This is a genomic window from Kitasatospora sp. NPDC097605 (assembly GCF_040302725.1).
Classification (GTDB): domain Bacteria; phylum Actinomycetota; class Actinomycetes; order Streptomycetales; family Streptomycetaceae; genus Kitasatospora.
This window is the reverse complement of record NZ_JBEOSF010000011.1, coordinates 121,321-137,538: the sequence shown is the minus strand read 5'-3', so window position 1 is coordinate 137,538 and position 16,218 is coordinate 121,321. Positions and strand designations below refer to the sequence as shown.

Below are 16,218 nucleotides of genomic sequence, written 5' to 3'. Positions count from 1 at the left end.
GCCGCGGGCCCCGCGTCCACCGGCCGTCAGCGCTTGGCCGGACGGCGGAAGGTGGCGCGGGCCCAGAGGTACCCGGCGGCGGTGAGCGCGGCGCACCAGCCGAGCGAGACGACCCCGCTCGACCCGATGGCCGTGCCCATCAACAGCCCCCGCAGGGTTTCTATCAGTGGCGTGAACGGCTGGTACTCCGCGAACCAGCGCAGGGCGGTGGGCATCGACTCCGGCGGCACGATCGCACTGCCGACGAAGGGCAGGAACTGCAGCGGCAGCGGCAGGTTGCTCGCGCTCTCCGGCGTCTTGGCGACCAGGCCGATACCGGCCGACACCCAGGTGAGCGCCAGCGTCACGAAGAGCAGCAGTCCGGCCGCCGCCAGCCACTCCAGCGGACCGGCGTCCGGGCGGAAGCCCATCGCGAAGGCGGCCGCGACGACGATCAGCAGTCCCGCCATGGTCTGCAGGACGCTGCCGAGCACATGCCCGGCCAGGAAGGCCGAGCGCGAGATCGCCATTGTGCGGAACCGGTTGACGATGCCCTCGGTCATGTCGACGCAGACCCCGACCGCCGTCACCAGCGAGCCGGCCGTCGCCGCCATCAGCACGATGCCGGGCGTCACGTAGTCGATGTAGTCGCCGCCCCCGATGCCCGCGCCCAGGGTGTCGCCGTAGGCGTAGTTGAAGAGCAGCAGGATCATCACCGGCATCAGCACGACCGAGAAGGTCATCGCCGGGTAGCGCCGCGCGTGCCTGAGGTTGCGCCGCAGCATCGTCAGCGAGTCGCCGACGGCGTAGGACACCGTGCTCACCGGACCGCCCCCTCCGTGGTCAGGGTCAGGAAGACGTCGTCGAGGTCGGGCGTGTGGACGGTGAGCGACTCGGCCCGGACGGCCGCGTTGTCGAGGGCGTCGAGGACGGCCTTCACCGTGACGATCGAGTTGTCGCCGGGGATCGAGAGGGTGAGCGCCCCGGCGTCCGCGGCGGCGTAGTCGAACAGCGCGGCGGCCGCGTCGAGCTCGGCCGGGCGGGCGAAGTGCAGCCGGAGGTGGCCGCCGGGGATGCGCCGCTTGAGCTCCGCGGCCGTGCCCTCGGCGACGATCCGTCCGCCGTCGAGCAGGGCGATCCGGCCGGCCAGGCGATCGGCCTCCTCCAGGTACTGGGTGGTCAGGAGGACGGTGACGCCCCGGTCCTGGACCAGCCCCTCGATCAGCTCCCACATGGTCCGCCGACTGCGCGGGTCCAGTCCGGTGGTCGGCTCGTCCAGGAAGATCACCCGGGGGTCGCCGACCAGGGTCATGGCGAGGTCCAGCTTGCGCCGCATGCCGCCGGAGAAGGTGACGGCGGGCTTCCCGGCGAACTCGGCGAGGTCGAAGCGCCGCAGCAGCTCCACCGCCCGCCGGCGCCCCTCCCGCCGGGAGAGGTGGTGCAGATCGGCCATCAGGTGGAGGTTCTCCTCGGCCGTCAGCAGACCGTCCACGGCCGCGAACTGGCCGGTGAGCCCGATCACGGAGCGCACCCGGTCGGCCTCCCGGGCCACGTCGTGGCCGGCCACCCGGACCACCCCCGCGTCGGCCGGGACGAGCGTGGAGAGGATCTCCACGACGGTGGTCTTGCCCGCGCCGTTGGGCCCGAGCAGGGCGAACACGGTGCCCTCCGGGACTCTCAGGTCGATGCCGTCGAGGACCGTCCGCCCGCCGTAGGCCTTGGTCAGCCCCACGGCGGAGATCGCGGTGCCCGGTCCGAGCGTGCTGCCGATGGTGGTCACGCTGTCACTCCCCCTGTCCGATGGTCCGTCCGGCGGCCGGTCAGGCGCGCCGGATCACGATGTCGCCGAGCTGGGTACGGGCCCGTACCTCCAGCGTCTCCACGGCCGCGCCCGGTGCGTCCGAGGCCTCCAGCGTGTTGCGGACGCCGCCGACCTTGGTGTGCACGTCCAGCCAGGCGGCGGTGCCCTCCCGGATGCCGATCTCCAGGTCGCCGATGGAGGTCTGCAGCACGGTGCGGCCGCGGACCACCTCGCCGATCCGGATGGTGCCGTGGGCGGACTTGGCGTCCACCCCGGCCAGCGCGGTGCCGACGGTGATGGCGCCGTTGGAGGAGTTGGCCCGCAGCTCGCCGCCGACCTGTCCGACCACCGTCTCGCCGTTGAGGTTCTTGACCGTCAGGGCGCCGGCGACGCTGTTGAGCTCGATCCGCCCGGAGGACAGCACCTCGGCGTCCCCGCCGGCCCGCCCCAGCCGGACCTCCCCGTGGTCGCTGCGCAGGTGGACGGTGGCCGCCTCGTCGACCTGGATCCGGCCGACCGAGGTCTTCAGCCGGCAGTCGCCGAAGACGCCCTCCAGCAGGAAGTCGCCCATCGGAACGTCACCGCGGATCTCGGAGCCGGCCGGCACCTCGATCGTGACGTCGATCGATCCCGCCCGGCCGAAGATCGACCGCTTCTTCGGGGCCTTGAGGACCAGCACGCCGTTGGCGCAGGTGACCTTGGTCTGCTCGGCGATCCGGACGTCCGCCTCGGACCCCGGGTCGGCGGGGCGCACCTCGACGACGGTGTCGGCGCGCTTGGCCGCGGTGATCCGCACCGAGCCGATGTCGAACTCCAGGGTGGCGCTGATCGGGTTGGGGGTGTCGAAAGAAGGCATGGCTGTCCCGTCCTCGTGGCTCTGCCCCGCGTTTGCGCAGGTGGAAGAAGGTGAGAGTGAGCGGATGGTGGATGGATGGAACGATCGGCGGACGGGCTAGCGGACCCAGCCCGTGAACCCCTGGCCGACGGCCCGCCTGGTCCGCGGCTCGGGCCGCACGGGCGCGCCCGGGTCCAGCGCGGCGGCCACGGCCCGGACCATCCAGGCGTTGACCGAGAGCCCTTCCTGCCCGGCGGCCTCCTCGACCCGGGCCTTGAGGTGGGCGGGGAGCCGGAAGTTGATCCGGGCGGTGTTGCCGTCGTCGGCCGCCTCCACCGGGCCGCCGAGCGGGGCGGACGCCGCGGACGGCGCCACGGGCGGCCCCGGTGGCACCACCGCGGCACCGGCCGGCTCCGCGTCGTGGAACGCGTCGGCGCCCGGCGGCACCGAGACCACGAACTCCGGGTCCAGCCCGCGCAGCCGGACGTCCACCGACCCCGGCGCCAGCTCCCTGGTCACCTCCCCCATGGCGTCGGAGAGGGCGTTCAGCAGCGTGAGCCGGGCGGCCGATTCCAGCGGCAGGGTCAGGCGCTCGGCCAGGGCGCGTGCCTCGTCCCCGCCCGCGCCCGCGGCCACCGCGAGCTCGTGCCGGAGGTTGTCGACGTACGGCGTGAGATCCATGGCTAGAGAATGGCACACCAGTGGCGCCATGTCGAGACTTTTTGGCACCACTTCATGGCGCCACTCGGACGAGTGACGGCGCCATCGAACGCCGAGGGCCCCGCCGGCACGACGCCGACGGGGCCCGGGGAGCGGGAAAGGGCAGGTCAGCCCTGGCGCCACCGCGCCAGGTGGGCGTCGATCTCGCCCGCCAGCCGGGCCTTGCCCGACACGTCGAGGAAGGACGCCTCCACCGCGTTCTTCGCCAGCGCGGCCACCCCGGCCTCGTCCAGACCGAGCAGCCGGGCCGCCACCGCGTACTCGGTGTTGAGGTCGGTCCCGAACATCGGCGGGTCGTCGCTGTTGACGGTCACCAGCAGCCCGGAGTCGACCATCCGCTTGATCGGGTGGTCCTCGATCCGCTCCACCGCGCGGGTGGCGATGTTGGAGGTCGGGCAGACCTCCAGCGGGATCCGGTGCTCGCCCAGGTGATCGAGCAGCGCCGGGTCGTTGACCGCCTGGGTGCCGTGGCCGATCCGCTCGGCGCCGAGCACCCGCAGCGCGTCCCAGACCGTCTCCGGCCCGGTGGTCTCGCCCGCGTGCGGGACGCTGCGCAGGCCGGCCGCCCGCGCCCGGTCGAAGTAGGGCTTGAACTGCGGGCGCGGAACGCCGATCTCCGGGCCGCCGAGGCCGAAGCTGACCAGGCCCTCGGGGGCGAGGTCGACGGCGAGCCGGGCGGTCTCCTCGGCGGCGGCCAGACCGGCCTCGCCGGGGATGTCGAAGCACCAGCGGAGCACCACCCCGAGCTCCTTCTCGGCGCGCAGCCGGGCGTCCTCGATCGCCTCCATGAAGGCGACGTCGGGGATGCCCCGGCTGACCGAGGAGTAGGGGGTGACGGTCAGCTCGGCGTAGCGGATGTTCTGCCGGGCCATGTCCTCGGCGACGCCGTAGGTCAGGGCGCGGACGTCCTCGGCGTCGCGGATCAGGTCCACGACGCTCAGGTAGACCTCGATGAAGTGCGCGAAGTCCGTGAAGGTGAAGTACTCGGCGAGGGCCTGCGGGTCGACGGGCACCCTGGCCCGGCCCTCGTGGCGGGCGGCGAGCTCGGCGACCACCCGCGGCGAGGCCGATCCGACGTGGTGGACGTGCAGTTCCGCCTTGGGCATCGCGGCGATGAACGCCTCGATGGAGCGGTCCGCGGGGCCCGCGTGGGCGCTGGCGCTGGGGGTTCCGATCCGACTTCCGTCCGGCTGGACCACGGTGGGTGCCCTTCTTCTCTGAGACTGAGGATCTACGCGCGTTTTGAGTGTGCTGGCAAGGATAAGCAGACGGCGCTCAGCCGCCGAGCGCGACCGCCACGGTGTGGATCAGCAGCCCGGCCAGCGCGCCCACCACCGTGCCGTTGATCCGGATGAACTGGAGGTCGCGGCCGACGTTGGCCTCGATCTTGCGCGAGGCGTCCTCGGCGTCCCAGCCCGCCACCGTCTCGGAGATCAGCGAGGTGATCTCGGCCCGGTAGGTGTCGACCAGGTACTGGGCGGCGTCCTGGAGCCAGCCGTCCACCTTGGCCTGCAGCTTGGTGTCGGTGGCCAGGCGCGTGCCGAAACTGCGCACGCCCTCGCGGATGCGCCGGCGCAGCTCGCTCTCCTCGTCCTCGGCGGCGTTCAGCACCAGCGAGCGGACGGCGGCCCAGGTGGAGGCGATGAGGTCCTGCACCTCGGGCCGGGCGAGCAGTTCGCCCTTGGCCCGCTCGACCCGGGCGATGGTCTCCGGGTCGGTCTGCAGCTCGGTGGCGAAGTCGGCGAGGAACTTGTCGATCGCGCCGCGCGCCGGGTGCCGCTGGTCGTCCCGTATGTCGGTGACGAACCGCATCAGCTCCTTGTAGACCCGCTCGCCGACCTGGTGGTCGATGAACTTCGGGGTCCAGCCGGGGGTCTTCTGGGTGACCCGCTGGACCACCTCGGCGTGGTTCTCGGTGAGCCAGTCGTGCGCCCGGACGGTGATCAGGTCGACCACCCCGTGATGGCCGCCGTCCGCGACCACCTTGCCGAGCATCCGGCCGGCCGGCTCGGCGACCGAGGTGGCGGCGGCCCGCCGGGTGACCGCCTCCGCGACGACCGCCTGCACGTCGTCGTCGCGCAGCACCGCGAGCACCCCGCGCAGCGCCGCCGAGGCCTCCTTGGTGACCCGCTCGGCGCTGCCGGGCGCGGCCAGCCACTCGCCGAGCCTCCGGGCGATGCCGAGCGCGGCGAGCCGGCCGCGCACCACGTGGCTGGAGAGGAAGTTCTCGCCGACGAAGTCGCCGAGCGAGCGGCCGAAGGCGTCCTTCTTGGTCGGGATGATCGCGGTGTGCGGGATGGGCAGGCCGAAGGGGCGGCGGAACAGCGCGGTCACCGCGAACCAGTCGGCCAGCGCGCCGACCATGCCGGCCTCGGCGGCGGCGGCCAGGTAGCCCGCCCAGGCGCCGGCGCCGGCCGCCTTCGCCCAGGTGGCCAGGGCGAAGACCAGGGTCGCGAGGGCCAGCAGGCCGGTCGCGATGGTCTTCATCCGGCGGACGCCGCGTCTCTTCTCCTCGTCGGCCGCGGTGAACCGCATCCCGGGGCCGGTCCCGCTGAAGGCTTCGTCGCTCACCCCGCCAGTCTGCCCGCTGCCCGGCGCGAACGGACGGCGCGCCCGAACATCGCGCGCCGGTTCGCCGCCGCGCCCGCCCGCCCGAGGCGATCCGGAAGGCGAAGAAACGGCGCGCGACGGGCGGCACACGCCCCCGATGTCGCCCGCCCGGCGCCGCGTCACCCGCGGAACGGGGCGGGCGACACGAGGCCGGGCGGTGCTGGGGGGGCAACCGGGCGGCGTGCCACGGGGCCACGTCCGCCACGTCCGCCACCTCCACCACCCGCACGAGCGGGCGGCCCCGGCCACCCACTCCCCCGTCGGACACTCAGCCGATGGCGACCTCCGCGTACATCCGGGCGATCACGTCCTCGATCGCGGGCTCGCGCACCGAGAGGTCGACCAGCGGATAGCGGGCGGCGACGGCCGCGACCACCGGGGCGGCGCTCTGCTCCGCCGGGAAGGCCAGCCACTGGCGCGGGCCCTCGACCCGGACCACCCGCGCGCCGGGCACCTCGATCGGCGGACGGACCTCGGCCAGGTCGACGACCAGGGTCCGCTCGCTGTCGCCGACGGCGTGCAGGCCCTCCAGGCCGCCGTCGTAGACGACCCGGCCGTGGTCGATCACCATGACCCGGTCGCAGAGCTGCTCGATGTCGGTGAGGTCGTGCGTGGTGAGCAGTACGGTGGTGCCCCGGTCGCGGTTGACCTCGCGCAGGAAGTCGCGCACCTTTCCCTTGCTGACCACGTCGAGGCCGATGGTCGGCTCGTCCAGGTACAGCACGGCGGGGTCGTGCAGCAGGGCGGCGGCGAGGTCGCCGCGCATCCGCTGGCCGAGCGAGAGCTGGCGCACGGGCGTGTCGAGCAGCGCGCCGAGGTCGAGCAGCTCCACGCAGCGTTCCAGGTTGACGCGATATCGGTGGTCGGGGATCCGGTAGAGCCGGCGGGCGAGTTCGTAGGAGTCGCGCAGCGGCAGGTCCCACCAGAGGGTGGTGCGCTGTCCGAAGACGACGCCGATCCGGCGGGCCAGCGCGGCCCGTTCGCGGGCCGGGTCGACGCCGGCGACGCGCAGCCGGCCGGCGCTGGGGACCAGGATGCCGGTGAGCATCTTGATGGTGGTGGACTTGCCGGCGCCGTTGGGGCCGATGTAGCCGACGCACTCGCCGGCCCGGACGGTGAAGGTCAGTCCGTCGACGGCGCGCACCTCGCGCTTCTCCCGCTTCAGCCGGCCGGCCTTGGCGCGGACGGTGAAGGTGCGGCGGACGTCGTCGAGCTCGATCAGTGCCATGGGGTCTTCCTCAGAACGTGGGACGGGGGGTCAGCTGCCGGCGCCGCGGTAGGCGCGCAGGCCGGCCCGCCAGACCAGTCCGGCGGCGGCCAGGCTCAGCGCGGTGGCCAGCGGCGAGGCGAACCGGAAGGCGGCGGGCAGGCCCAGCGGGTCGGGCTTGTCGAGGATGCGCAGGGCGGGCAGCCAGTTGACGAAGGCCAGCGGCACGCCGAAGACGATTCCGGCGACCAGTTCCTTGGCGAACACGGTCGGCGGGTACTGCAGCACGGTCGCGCCGCCGTAGGTGAAGGAGTGGTGCAGTTGCCCGGACTCGCCCCACCAGAACTGCAGGCTGGCGAAGCCGATGTAGAGCGCCGCGAAGATGAGGGTGCCGCAGACCAGCAGCACGGGCACCAGCAGCACCCGGTCCCAGGTCCAGCGGACGTCCAGCACGACCAGCGACCACCCCAGGACGGCCGCCGCCTGCGCGGGCCGTCCGAGCCTGCGCAGCGAGAACCGCTCGGCGCAGATCTGGGCGAGCGCCGGCGCGGGCCGCACCAGCATGGTGTCCAGGGTGCCGGTGCGGATGCGCTCGCCGAGGGCGTCGACGGTGCCGACGAAGAGGTTGGCCGTGCCGAGCGCGAACGCGGAGGTGCCGTAGAGGAAGCCGAGTTCGGGCAGGGTCCAGTCACCGAGGCTGTCGGTGTGCTGGAACATCAGGATGATCACGACGAAGTCGAGGAAGGTGATGACGACGTTGGCGACGGTCATCATCACGAACGACGCCCGGTAGGACATCATCGCCCTGGTCCACATGGCGGCGGTGAGCCACCAGGAGCGCACCGCCCACGCCGTCCGGGCGGCGAGCGGTTCACGGGGCCCGAACCCGGCGGTCCCGTGGGCCGGCGGGGACTGGTCAGCCACCCTGGACCACCACCTTGCGGGTCGCGAGCAGCTGGACCAGCCGCCCGGCCGCGAGCAGCGCCAGCGCCCAGGCCAGCTGGAACCCCAGCGCGCCGATCAGTCCGGTGCCGGTGACGCGCTCCAGGAAGACGTCGGTGGGCACCTTCACCAGCGCCGCCCAGGGCAGCACCGGGGCGAGGTCGCCGAGCCGGCCGGGGAAGAGCGCGAGCGGCAGCAGCATGCCGGAGAAGAAGATCGACACCATCACCATCAGGGTCCGCACGCCCTCCGAGTCGTGCAGCCAGAAGCCGGTGAGCGCGACGAGGAACCGCAGGCCGAAACTGACCACCACCGCGAGCAGCACGGAGAGCAGGAAGACCGCCCAGGTCAGCGGGTGTTCCGGCATCCGGGTGCGGAAGGCCAGGGCGCCGACCAGCACCGGCGGCACGCCCCGGCCGAGCAGGTGGAAGCCGGCCCGGCCGAGGTCGGTGGCCAGCCACCAGCCCTGGAAGTCCACCGGGCGGTAGAGGTCGACGGCGATGTCTCCGCTGCGGAAGCGCTCCTGGACGTCGTCCTCGAAGCCGCCGCCCATCACGGCCACCGTCATCAGCAGGGCCTGGCTGACCCAGATGTAGGTGACGGCGGCGGCCTCGTCGTAGCCGCCGAGGCCGGGGCGGGCCTGCCAGAGGGCGAGGAAGGTGTAGGCGAGGATGAAGCCGAAGACGGTGTTGGTGAAGGCGCCGGCCAGGGTGGCGGCCCGGTAGGTGGAGAAGCGGCGGAACGCGCCGCGCAGGACCGCGGCGTACAGGCGGAGGGCGGCGCGCGCGCCGCCGCCGGGATCAGGAGGACGGGAGTCGGCCGGCTGCGGCTCAAGCTTCTGCATATTGTCTCCTTATCGACAAATAGCGGCGCAGGGAGACCCTGTCCGCGGGCGCGCATGCCGGACCGGCCCCGGCCACCCTCCCCCGGGGGTACCGGGCCGGGCGGGCGGAGCTGAACCGGGCCGGAGCCCGAAACGGCCGCGCTATGTGGTTTGCACCTTTCACCGTACTGCGGCGATATCCCGCGCGCACCCGGTTTTCCACCACCCGTACGGAGTCGCCCCGGCGCCTGATCACCAGTCAAATAGCACATAATCTCCGCATGACCCTGAGCACCAGCCGCCGCCGGGCCGGACGGGCCGCCCGCCGCGAGGCACGCCGCGCCCTGCCGCTCCGGCGACGGCTGCTGCCCACCTGGCGGGTCACCCTCGGCGCCGTCCTCACCACGGTGCTGCTCGCCGTCGGGGCCTTCGCCGTGCTCTACGTCATCGTGCCGCTGCCCGATCCCAACGCCCAGGCGGTCGCCCAGAGCAACGTCTACCTCTACGCCGACGGCGTCACCGAGATCGCCCGCACCGGGGCCGTCAACCGCACCGACGTCACCATCGACAGCATCCCGGTCAGCACCCGGCAGGCCGTGGTCTCCGCCGAGGACCGCACCTTCTACCAGAACCGCGGCATCGACCTGACGGGCATGGTCCGGGCCGGCTGGAACACCCTGACCGGCCAGGGACTGCAGGGCGGCTCCACCATCACCCAGCAGTACGTCAAGAACTACTACCTCACCCAGAGCCAGACCATCGAACGCAAGGGCCGCGAACTCCTCATCGCCCTCAAGGTCGACCAGCAGCGCGGCAAGGACGAGATCCTCGCCGGCTACCTCAACACCAGCTACTTCGGCCGCGGCGCCTACGGCATCCAGAGCGCCGCCCGCGCCTACTACGGCGTCGATGTCTCCGAACTGACCCTCCCGCAGAGCGCCTACCTCGCCGCCCTGCTCCAGGCCCCCAGCGCCTTCGACGTGAAGACCGCCACCCCCGCCAACCGCGAGAAGGCCGTCGCCCGCTGGCACTACACCCTCGACGGCATGGTCCAGCTCGGCTTCCTCGGCGCCACCGAACGCGCCGGCCTCGCGTTCCCCGACCCGATCGACCCGCAGCCCGCCACCGGCCTGGCCGGCCAGGCCGGCTACCTGGTCGGCGTCGCCGACGAGTACCTGGTCGCCAGCGGCACCCTCGACAGCGCCACCCTCAAGGCCGGCGGCTGGCGCATCACCACCACCTTCGACCAGGAGAAGCAGGACGCCTTCGCACGCGCCGTCCAGGACGAGCTCACCGGCGAACTCGACCCCGCCGCCCGGCCCGACACCGACACCGACGTCCGCGTCGCCGGCGCCTCCGTCGAACCCGCCACCGGCCGGGTGGTCGCCGTCTACGGCGGACCCGACTACGCCGAGCAGCCCTACAACGACGCGCTGCGCCAGGACAACCAGATCGGCTCCACCTTCAAGCCCATCGACCTCGCCGCCGCCCTCACCTCCAACCACAGCAGCGGCGACGGCCGCCCGATCACCACCGAGACCCGCTACGACGGCACCAGCGAACGCCCCGTCACCGACGGCCCCACCCCGTACGCGCCGCCCAACGAGGACGACATCGACTACGGCCCCGTCACCCTGCGCCAGGCCATGGTCAAGTCCGTCAACTCGGTGTACGCGCAGCTCGGCGTGGACGCCGGACTCGACCACGTCCGGGAGACCGCCATCCGGCTCGGCATCCCCGACGACGTGCCCGGCATGGACCCGGCCAACACCTCGATGACCCTCGGCACCGCCACTCCCAGCGCCCTCGACCTGGCCGGCGTCTACGCCGCCCTCGCCAACCACGGCGAGGCCCACCACCCCTGGTCGGTGGCCGGACTCGAACGGATCACCCCCGGCACCGGCCCCGTCGACACACCCGAACTGCCCGGGCACGACGCCGCCACCGTCCTCGACCGGGGCACCGCCGACGCCGTCACCGACGTCCTGCGCGACGTCATCAGCGTCCGCGGCACCGGCGCCGCCGCCCTCGACCTCGGCCGGCCCGCCGCCGGCAAGACCGGCACCACCGACGCCAACCTCTCCGCCTGGTTCGCCGGCTACACCCCCGAACTCGCCACCACCGTCGGCCTCTTCCGGGAGAACCCGAAGACCCACGCCAAGGAACCGCTGGCCGGCACCGCCGGCTACGCCCGGATCAACGGCGGCGCCTTCCCCACCCGGATCTGGACCGCCTACATGGGCGACGCCCTGGAGGGCACCGACGTCCAGGCCTTCGACCTCGAACCCGGCGAGGGCAACGGCCGGGCCGTCACCGGCGGCCACGGCGGCGCCCCGGGCGCCACCGCCCCGGCCCCCGCGTCCACCACCCCCTCGCCGTCCCCGGACACCACCGGCGGCCACGGCGAAACCGGCCAGGCCCCGCCGGCGCCGGCGGCACCGGCCGCCCCCGCCGCACCGGCCGCCCCCGCCACACCCCGGCGGCCCACCACGGCCACCACCGACCCCGAACCGCAACCGGACCGGCCCGCCACCGCCCCCGAACCGTCCACCCCCGCGGCGCCCGCCGCGCAGGAGCCCACACAGCCGCAGACGACCCCCAGCACCCGGCCCACCGCCGACCGGCCCACCGCCGAACCGCCGACCACCGCCCCCACCGAGGCCCCGGCCCCGGCCCCGCACACCCCGGTCCCGCCGCCCACCACCCCCAGACCCCCCGCCACCGCCCAACCGGCCACCCCGCCACCGGCCTGACCGGGACCTGCCTCAGGCCGAGAGCTCACGCTCCAGCGGCGTCCGGAACCGCGGCGTCACCCGGACCTCCCCCAGCCAGGCCGCCAGCCGCTCCGCCTGCGCCGCGACCGCCGCCCGCGCCCCGGCACCCACGTCCTCGAACAGCCGCCACACCACCTCGCCGTCCGCCCGCTGCGCCCAGCCGCCGACCACCCGGCCGCACCACCACACCGTCGGCCCCGCGTTCCCCGCCCGGTCGAACAGCGCCGGCACGTCCTCGGGCCGCAGGTACCAGTCCCGGCCCCGCCAGCCCATCACCGCCGGATCCAGCGCCGGCAGCAGCGCCGCCCAGGGCTCCGGCGCCGCCACCGGCCCCTCGTCCCCCGGCAGCACCAGCCCCGCCGCACCGCCCGCCGGCGCCACCTCCACCGCGCCCACGTCGGCCAGCGCCCCACGCACGTCCCGCAGCGTCCAGCCCGTCCACCACTTCACGTCCTCGACGGTGCCCGGCCCGTACGACGCCAGCCAGCGCCGCACCACCTCCGCCTTGGCCTCCCGCACCGGCACCTCCGGCCACGGCTCCACCGGCGCCCACGGATAGCCGCTGCTCAGCCACGACCCGCGCGGCCGGCACCGCCGCACATGGCCGTCCGAGGCCAGCAGCCGCAGCAGCCGGCTGCCCACGCTCTGCTTCGCCTCGTACGGCTTGCCCGCCGACATCAGCATCGTCTCGCGCAGCGCCGGCACGTCCGCGGCCAGCTCCGCCGTGGTCGCCTCGCCGCGCTCCGCCAGCGCCGCCAGCACCGCCCGCTCGGTCTCCGCCAGCCGTGCCTCGCTCCACCCCTCGGCGAACTCCGCGAGGTGCTTCAGCAGCGTCGCCCGCTCCTTGGCCGCGATCTGCCGCGCCGCCGCCGCGCTCACGTACGGCGCGAACTCCTCGGTCACGGCGAAGAGCGTCCGCCGCATCGACAGCAGCTTCACCAGCGAGACGTCGTCGTACAGCGCCCGCTCCACCTCCGCCGCCGACGGCTCGCGCAGCCGCGCGCAGGCCGACAGGTACACCGTCACGGGGTCGGACGCGTGCAGCCCGACGACCGCGTCGGCCACCTCCTCCGCCCGCGCCGCCCACCCGGCGGGCGCCAGCAGCAACCGCCGCCCCAACCGCGCCCGCCGCTGCCCGTCGTCGATCGGAGCCGCCCCGTTGATCGCCATGAGCGGATCCTAGGACCCGATCAGCCGTCGGGCGACAGGATGAAGAGCGGGAACACCCGCCGCTCCGGCACGTCGCCGATCTCCTCCAGCGCCGCGCGGATCTCCCGCAGGTGGTCGACGGTGAGCTGCAACGGGACCTCGTGCGGCTGGTAGGTGTAGCGGATCGGGTAGTCCACCCCCGGCTGCACGCTCATCTCGATGTGGCACCCGAGCACATGGGTGACCGTCCGGCCCTCGCAGAAGTCCACCAGCCGGCCGATCGAGCGCGCGAACGCCGCCCAGTCCTGGATGTAGAGCCGCCCCGGGTAGACCGTGTCGCCGGTGAGCAGGAAACCGGTCCACGCGTCGTGGAACGTCACCGCCGCCGCGTGGTGCCCCGGCGTCGCCAGGCACTCCAGCACCCGGCCCCCGAGGTCCACCCGGGCCACGGCGTCGGCGTCCCGGTCGAACCCGAAGAACGCCCAGGCGGTGGCCCGGTCCGCCCGCACCAGCGTGGTGTCCGGCCGGTCCGCGAACTGCCCGTCGCCCGCGACGTGGTCCCCGTGCCCGTGCGTGTGCAGCACCAGCAGCCCGTAGCCGTCCCTCGGGTTGCGCTCCAGCCAGGAGTCGACGAGCCCGTCGACCGTCTCCCGCAGCGGGAAGTACTCCGCCGACGCGGTGGCCCCGGTGTCGATCAGCACCGCCCGCTCGTTGCCGAACAGCAGGAACAGGAACGGGGCCTCGTAGTTCACCGCCATGTTCTGCCGCAGCACGAACGTGTGCTCGTCGTACCGGTGCACCTGGATGTCCGGATCGGTGTTGTGCTTCGCCGACTCCGATCCGTGGATCCAGCGGACGTCCAGGCCCCGGACCTCCGAGGCCGTGCCGCCGAAGTCGATCAGAGCGTCGCCCATGCCGTCCCCCGTCCCGCTCTCCGCCTCGTCCCCGCCGGCGACGCTACCACCGCGCTCCGACAGTCCCCCGGAGGACAGTCCCCCGGAAACGCCGGAAACGCCGGTGGGCCGCCGCGCCCACGGCACGGCGGCCCACCCGGGGAACCCGCTCGTCGACTACAGGTACAGCCCCGTCGACCCCTCGGTGTCACCGAAGCGCATCGCGGCGACGGCGTGCAGATCGCGCTCGCGCAGCAGCACGTAGCTGGCGCCGCGCACCTCGACCTCCAGCTTGTCCTCGGGGTCGTAGAGCACCCGGTCGCCGGGCTCGACGGAGCGCACGCTCTGACCGACGGCGACCGCCTCGGCCCAGGCGCAGCGCTTGGAGATCTCCGCGGTCGCCGGGATCAGGATGCCGCCGGTGGAGCGGCGCTCGCCCTCGCCGGCCTCGGTCTTCACCAGCACGCGGTCGTGCAGCATCTTGATCGGCAGCTTCTCGCCCAGCCGGTCGTGACGCGGCGCGTCGGCCTCGCCGGGGAGGGACTGCTGGGTCGGTTCGTCGTTCGTACTCACGACCCCGAAGGTACCGCCCCCGGGCGCGGCGTGTGACGCCAGCCCGGTGGGCGAACGGCCCCGGGCCGGACACCGGGTGTCCGGCCCGGGGCGGAGGCGGTGGCGGTCAGCCCTTGCGGCGCTTGCGCGCCGAGGCGACCAGCAGCACCAGGCCGACGCCGACCAGCGCGGCCGGGACGATCCGCTCCTTGCGCGGCTGCCCCTTCTCGTCCACGAACTGCGCGCGGGCCTGCTCGACCAGGCCGCTGGCGGCCACGTACGCCCGGCCGGCCTTCTCCTCGACGGCGGCCACGGCCTTCGCCTTGACCTGGGCGGAGATGGTGGTCGGGTGCACGCGCACGGCGAGCTCGTCCAGCGTCGCCGCCAGCTGGGTGCGGGTCCGGGAGATGTCCGCCTCGATCTGGGCGGTCGTCCGCGCCGACTTGTCCGTACTGCTCGCCTCGCCCACTCGGGCCACCCCATTCACTGATGTTCGTCCTGTGCGACTGACCCAGTGTGTCAGCTGGCACGCGGGGCCGCGCGGCCCCACCCACCATCGGAGGTAAGTTTGCCGTGGTACGACCGCCCGTCCAGCACCAGGAGAAATCCCGTGAGTGAGCGTCTCCAGCCCGGTGACACCGCGCCCGCCTTCACCCTGCCCGACGCCGACGGCAACGAGGTGTCCCTCGCCGGCCACCTCGGCCGCAAGGTGATCGTCTACTTCTACCCGGCCGCGCTCACCCCCGGCTGCACCAAGCAGGCCTGCGACTTCACCGACAACCTGGAGGTCTTCGCCGGCGCCGGGTACGACGTCATCGGCATCTCGCCGGACAAGCCGGAGAAGCTCGGCAAGTTCCGCGAGGCCGAGGACCTCAAGGTCACCCTGCTCTCCGACCCGGAGAAGAAGGTGCTGGAGGCCTACGGCGCGTTCGGCGAGAAGAAGCTGTACGGCAAGACGGTCACCGGGGTGATCCGCTCCACCGTGATCGTGGACGAGCAGGGCAAGGTCGAGCACGCGCTGTACAACGTCAAGGCGACCGGCCACGTGGCCAAGCTGCTGCGCGACCTCAAGGTCGAGGCGGCCTGACGCAGCGTCCGGACACGGCGGCGCGGAGTGACGCTTCGTCACCGCCGTGTCCCGGTGCTGTCCGCGCTCTGCCCGGGGCCTGTCGGCGGGAGACCGGCACCCCCTAGCGTTCTGCTCGCCGGGTGCCAGCCGCCCGGGTTCCGTTCTTGCCACAGGAGTAGAGCCGTGCAGAGTGCCAGATCCGTGTCCACCGCCCGTGTCGCCGTCGCCGGCGCGATCGTCGCGGCGCTCGCGCTGACCGCCTGCGGGCCGGAGAACGAGGACACCGCCGCACCGCCGCCGGCCACCGCCACGGCACCCGCCCAGCCGACGGCGGGCACCACCGCCAGCACCACGGCCCAGCCCACCGCGACCGCCCCGGCCACCGCGGCTCCGGCCGGCAAGCGCCAGGTGGTCGAGGCCAGGACGGCCGGCGGGCTGGCGAAGACGGTCGGCAAGGACGCGGTCTCGGACATCGCCGTCGACCCGGGCGAGATGCGCGAGAACATGCACCTGGTGGTCTCCGACTTCGACCGCCCCGGCCAGACCTCCGGCCGCCGGATCCTGCTGATCGCCGTCGACAACATCCCCGAGGACCCGGCCAAGCGCCGTGAGCACCTCTGGCGCGGCATGATCGACTACGCCCTGCAGAACGGCTCCACGGGCGACCCGACCACCGCCACGCCGTACCCGGCCGGCCCGCTCGGCGGCTCGCTGGAGTGCCTGAAGCTGCCGGAGGCGCCCACCACGGACGTCGTCTGCGGCTGGTCCGACGCCTCCACGGCCGGCGTCGCGCTGTTCCCGAAGACCACCCCTGCCGAGGCCGCCGCCCTGTTCGCCAAGATGCGCGGCGACATCGAGAAGTAG

16 protein-coding genes are annotated in these 16,218 nt (G+C 73.6%); 3 read left to right on the top strand and 13 right to left on the bottom strand.

The genetic code is table 11. The features are described from left to right. Nucleotides 1-26: 26 nt before the first annotated feature. The 9 genes from ABTX81_RS15315 to ABTX81_RS15275 form a co-directional block, all read right to left on the bottom strand. Complete coding sequence (locus ABTX81_RS15315; RefSeq protein ID WP_350544844.1) at nucleotides 27-803, bottom strand: ABC transporter permease; 777 nt, start codon at nucleotides 801-803, stop codon at nucleotides 27-29. Next, complete coding sequence (locus ABTX81_RS15310) at nucleotides 800-1,759, bottom strand: ATP-binding cassette domain-containing protein (protein WP_350544841.1); 960 nt, start codon at nucleotides 1,757-1,759, stop codon at nucleotides 800-802. Before ABTX81_RS15310 ends, ABTX81_RS15315 begins: the two co-directional genes overlap by 4 nt. Before the next feature lie 40 nt (nucleotides 1,760-1,799). Beyond that, nucleotides 1,800-2,636 (bottom strand): DUF4097 family beta strand repeat-containing protein, encoded by an 837-nt coding sequence (locus ABTX81_RS15305; RefSeq protein WP_350544838.1) that lies wholly within the window; start codon nucleotides 2,634-2,636, stop codon nucleotides 1,800-1,802. 96 nt (nucleotides 2,637-2,732) lie between these two features. After that, entirely contained in the window at nucleotides 2,733-3,296 is a 564-nt protein-coding gene (locus tag ABTX81_RS15300; RefSeq protein WP_350544835.1) for a hypothetical protein, read from the bottom strand. A 146-nt stretch (nucleotides 3,297-3,442) separates the two neighbouring features. Next, the gene (locus ABTX81_RS15295) at nucleotides 3,443-4,510 is read right to left on the bottom strand and encodes an adenosine deaminase (RefSeq protein ID WP_350545051.1); all 1,068 of its coding nucleotides are present in this window, start codon (nucleotides 4,508-4,510) and stop codon (nucleotides 3,443-3,445) included. Nucleotides 4,511-4,610: 100 nt separating this feature from the next. Next, the gene (locus ABTX81_RS15290; protein ID WP_350545048.1) at nucleotides 4,611-5,870 is read right to left on the bottom strand and encodes a DUF445 domain-containing protein; all 1,260 of its coding nucleotides are present in this window, start codon (nucleotides 5,868-5,870) and stop codon (nucleotides 4,611-4,613) included. A 343-nt stretch (nucleotides 5,871-6,213) separates the two neighbouring features. Beyond that, nucleotides 6,214-7,173 carry an ABC transporter ATP-binding protein gene (locus ABTX81_RS15285; RefSeq protein WP_350544832.1) on the bottom strand — a complete coding sequence of 320 codons (960 nt, stop codon included), beginning with the start codon at nucleotides 7,171-7,173 and terminating at the stop codon, nucleotides 6,214-6,216. Between the two features lie 30 nt (nucleotides 7,174-7,203). Then, a complete protein-coding gene (locus ABTX81_RS15280) occupies nucleotides 7,204-8,076 on the bottom strand; it encodes an ABC transporter permease (protein WP_350544829.1) in 873 nt (290 codons plus the stop codon). After that, nucleotides 8,069-8,938 carry an ABC transporter permease gene (locus ABTX81_RS15275; RefSeq protein ID WP_350544826.1) on the bottom strand — a complete coding sequence of 290 codons (870 nt, stop codon included), beginning with the start codon at nucleotides 8,936-8,938 and terminating at the stop codon, nucleotides 8,069-8,071. The genes ABTX81_RS15280 and ABTX81_RS15275 overlap by 8 nt, the downstream gene beginning before the upstream one ends. A 260-nt stretch (nucleotides 8,939-9,198) precedes the next feature. Here ABTX81_RS15275 and ABTX81_RS15270 point away from each other — a divergent pair, with 260 nt between their 5' ends. After that, the gene (locus tag ABTX81_RS15270; protein WP_350544823.1) at nucleotides 9,199-11,670 is read left to right on the top strand and encodes a transglycosylase domain-containing protein; all 2,472 of its coding nucleotides are present in this window, start codon (nucleotides 9,199-9,201) and stop codon (nucleotides 11,668-11,670) included. A 12-nt stretch (nucleotides 11,671-11,682) separates the two neighbouring features. Here the strand turns inward: ABTX81_RS15270 and ABTX81_RS15265 are convergent, their stop codons facing one another. From ABTX81_RS15265 to ABTX81_RS15250, 4 genes are all read right to left on the bottom strand, one after another. Beyond that, nucleotides 11,683-12,861, bottom strand: a complete 1,179-nt coding sequence (locus tag ABTX81_RS15265; protein WP_350544820.1) for a winged helix DNA-binding domain-containing protein — start codon at nucleotides 12,859-12,861, stop codon at nucleotides 11,683-11,685. 20 nt (nucleotides 12,862-12,881) lie between these two features. Then, complete coding sequence (locus tag ABTX81_RS15260) at nucleotides 12,882-13,754, bottom strand: MBL fold metallo-hydrolase (RefSeq protein ID WP_350544816.1); 873 nt, start codon at nucleotides 13,752-13,754, stop codon at nucleotides 12,882-12,884. A 156-nt stretch (nucleotides 13,755-13,910) separates the two neighbouring features. Continuing rightward, nucleotides 13,911-14,213, bottom strand: coding sequence for a GroES family chaperonin (locus tag ABTX81_RS15255; RefSeq protein WP_350545045.1), 303 nt, complete (start codon nucleotides 14,211-14,213; stop codon nucleotides 13,911-13,913). A gap of 199 nt (nucleotides 14,214-14,412) precedes the next feature. Next, nucleotides 14,413-14,754, bottom strand: a complete 342-nt coding sequence (locus ABTX81_RS15250) for a DUF3618 domain-containing protein (protein ID WP_350544813.1) — start codon at nucleotides 14,752-14,754, stop codon at nucleotides 14,413-14,415. A 141-nt stretch (nucleotides 14,755-14,895) separates the two neighbouring features. Here ABTX81_RS15250 and bcp point away from each other — a divergent pair, with 141 nt between their 5' ends. Beyond that, nucleotides 14,896-15,372 carry a thioredoxin-dependent thiol peroxidase gene (bcp, locus tag ABTX81_RS15245; RefSeq protein WP_350544809.1) on the top strand — a complete coding sequence of 159 codons (477 nt, stop codon included), beginning with the start codon at nucleotides 14,896-14,898 and terminating at the stop codon, nucleotides 15,370-15,372. A 183-nt stretch (nucleotides 15,373-15,555) separates the two neighbouring features. Then, entirely contained in the window at nucleotides 15,556-16,218 is a 663-nt protein-coding gene (locus ABTX81_RS15240; RefSeq protein ID WP_350544806.1) for a hypothetical protein, read from the top strand.

What these genes read in the sequence shown, in the direction of transcription:
- ABTX81_RS15305 (WP_350544838.1), bottom strand. Translation starts at nt 2,636, where the DNA reads ATGCCTTCTTTCGACACCCCCAACCCGATCAGCGCCACCCTGGAGTTC.
- ABTX81_RS15300 (WP_350544835.1), bottom strand. Translation starts at nt 3,296, where the DNA reads ATGGATCTCACGCCGTACGTCGACAACCTCCGGCACGAGCTCGCGGTG.
- ABTX81_RS15290 (WP_350545048.1), bottom strand. Translation starts at nt 5,870, where the DNA reads ATGCGGTTCACCGCGGCCGACGAGGAGAAGAGACGCGGCGTCCGCCGG.
- ABTX81_RS15285 (WP_350544832.1), bottom strand. Translation starts at nt 7,173, where the DNA reads ATGGCACTGATCGAGCTCGACGACGTCCGCCGCACCTTCACCGTCCGC.
- ABTX81_RS15275 (WP_350544826.1), bottom strand. Translation starts at nt 8,938, where the DNA reads ATGCAGAAGCTTGAGCCGCAGCCGGCCGACTCCCGTCCTCCTGATCCC.
- ABTX81_RS15270 (WP_350544823.1), top strand. Translation starts at nt 9,199, where the DNA reads ATGACCCTGAGCACCAGCCGCCGCCGGGCCGGACGGGCCGCCCGCCGC.
- ABTX81_RS15265 (WP_350544820.1), bottom strand. Translation starts at nt 12,861, where the DNA reads ATGGCGATCAACGGGGCGGCTCCGATCGACGACGGGCAGCGGCGGGCG.
- ABTX81_RS15260 (WP_350544816.1), bottom strand. Translation starts at nt 13,754, where the DNA reads ATGGGCGACGCTCTGATCGACTTCGGCGGCACGGCCTCGGAGGTCCGG.
- ABTX81_RS15255 (WP_350545045.1), bottom strand. Translation starts at nt 14,213, where the DNA reads ATGCTGCACGACCGCGTGCTGGTGAAGACCGAGGCCGGCGAGGGCGAG.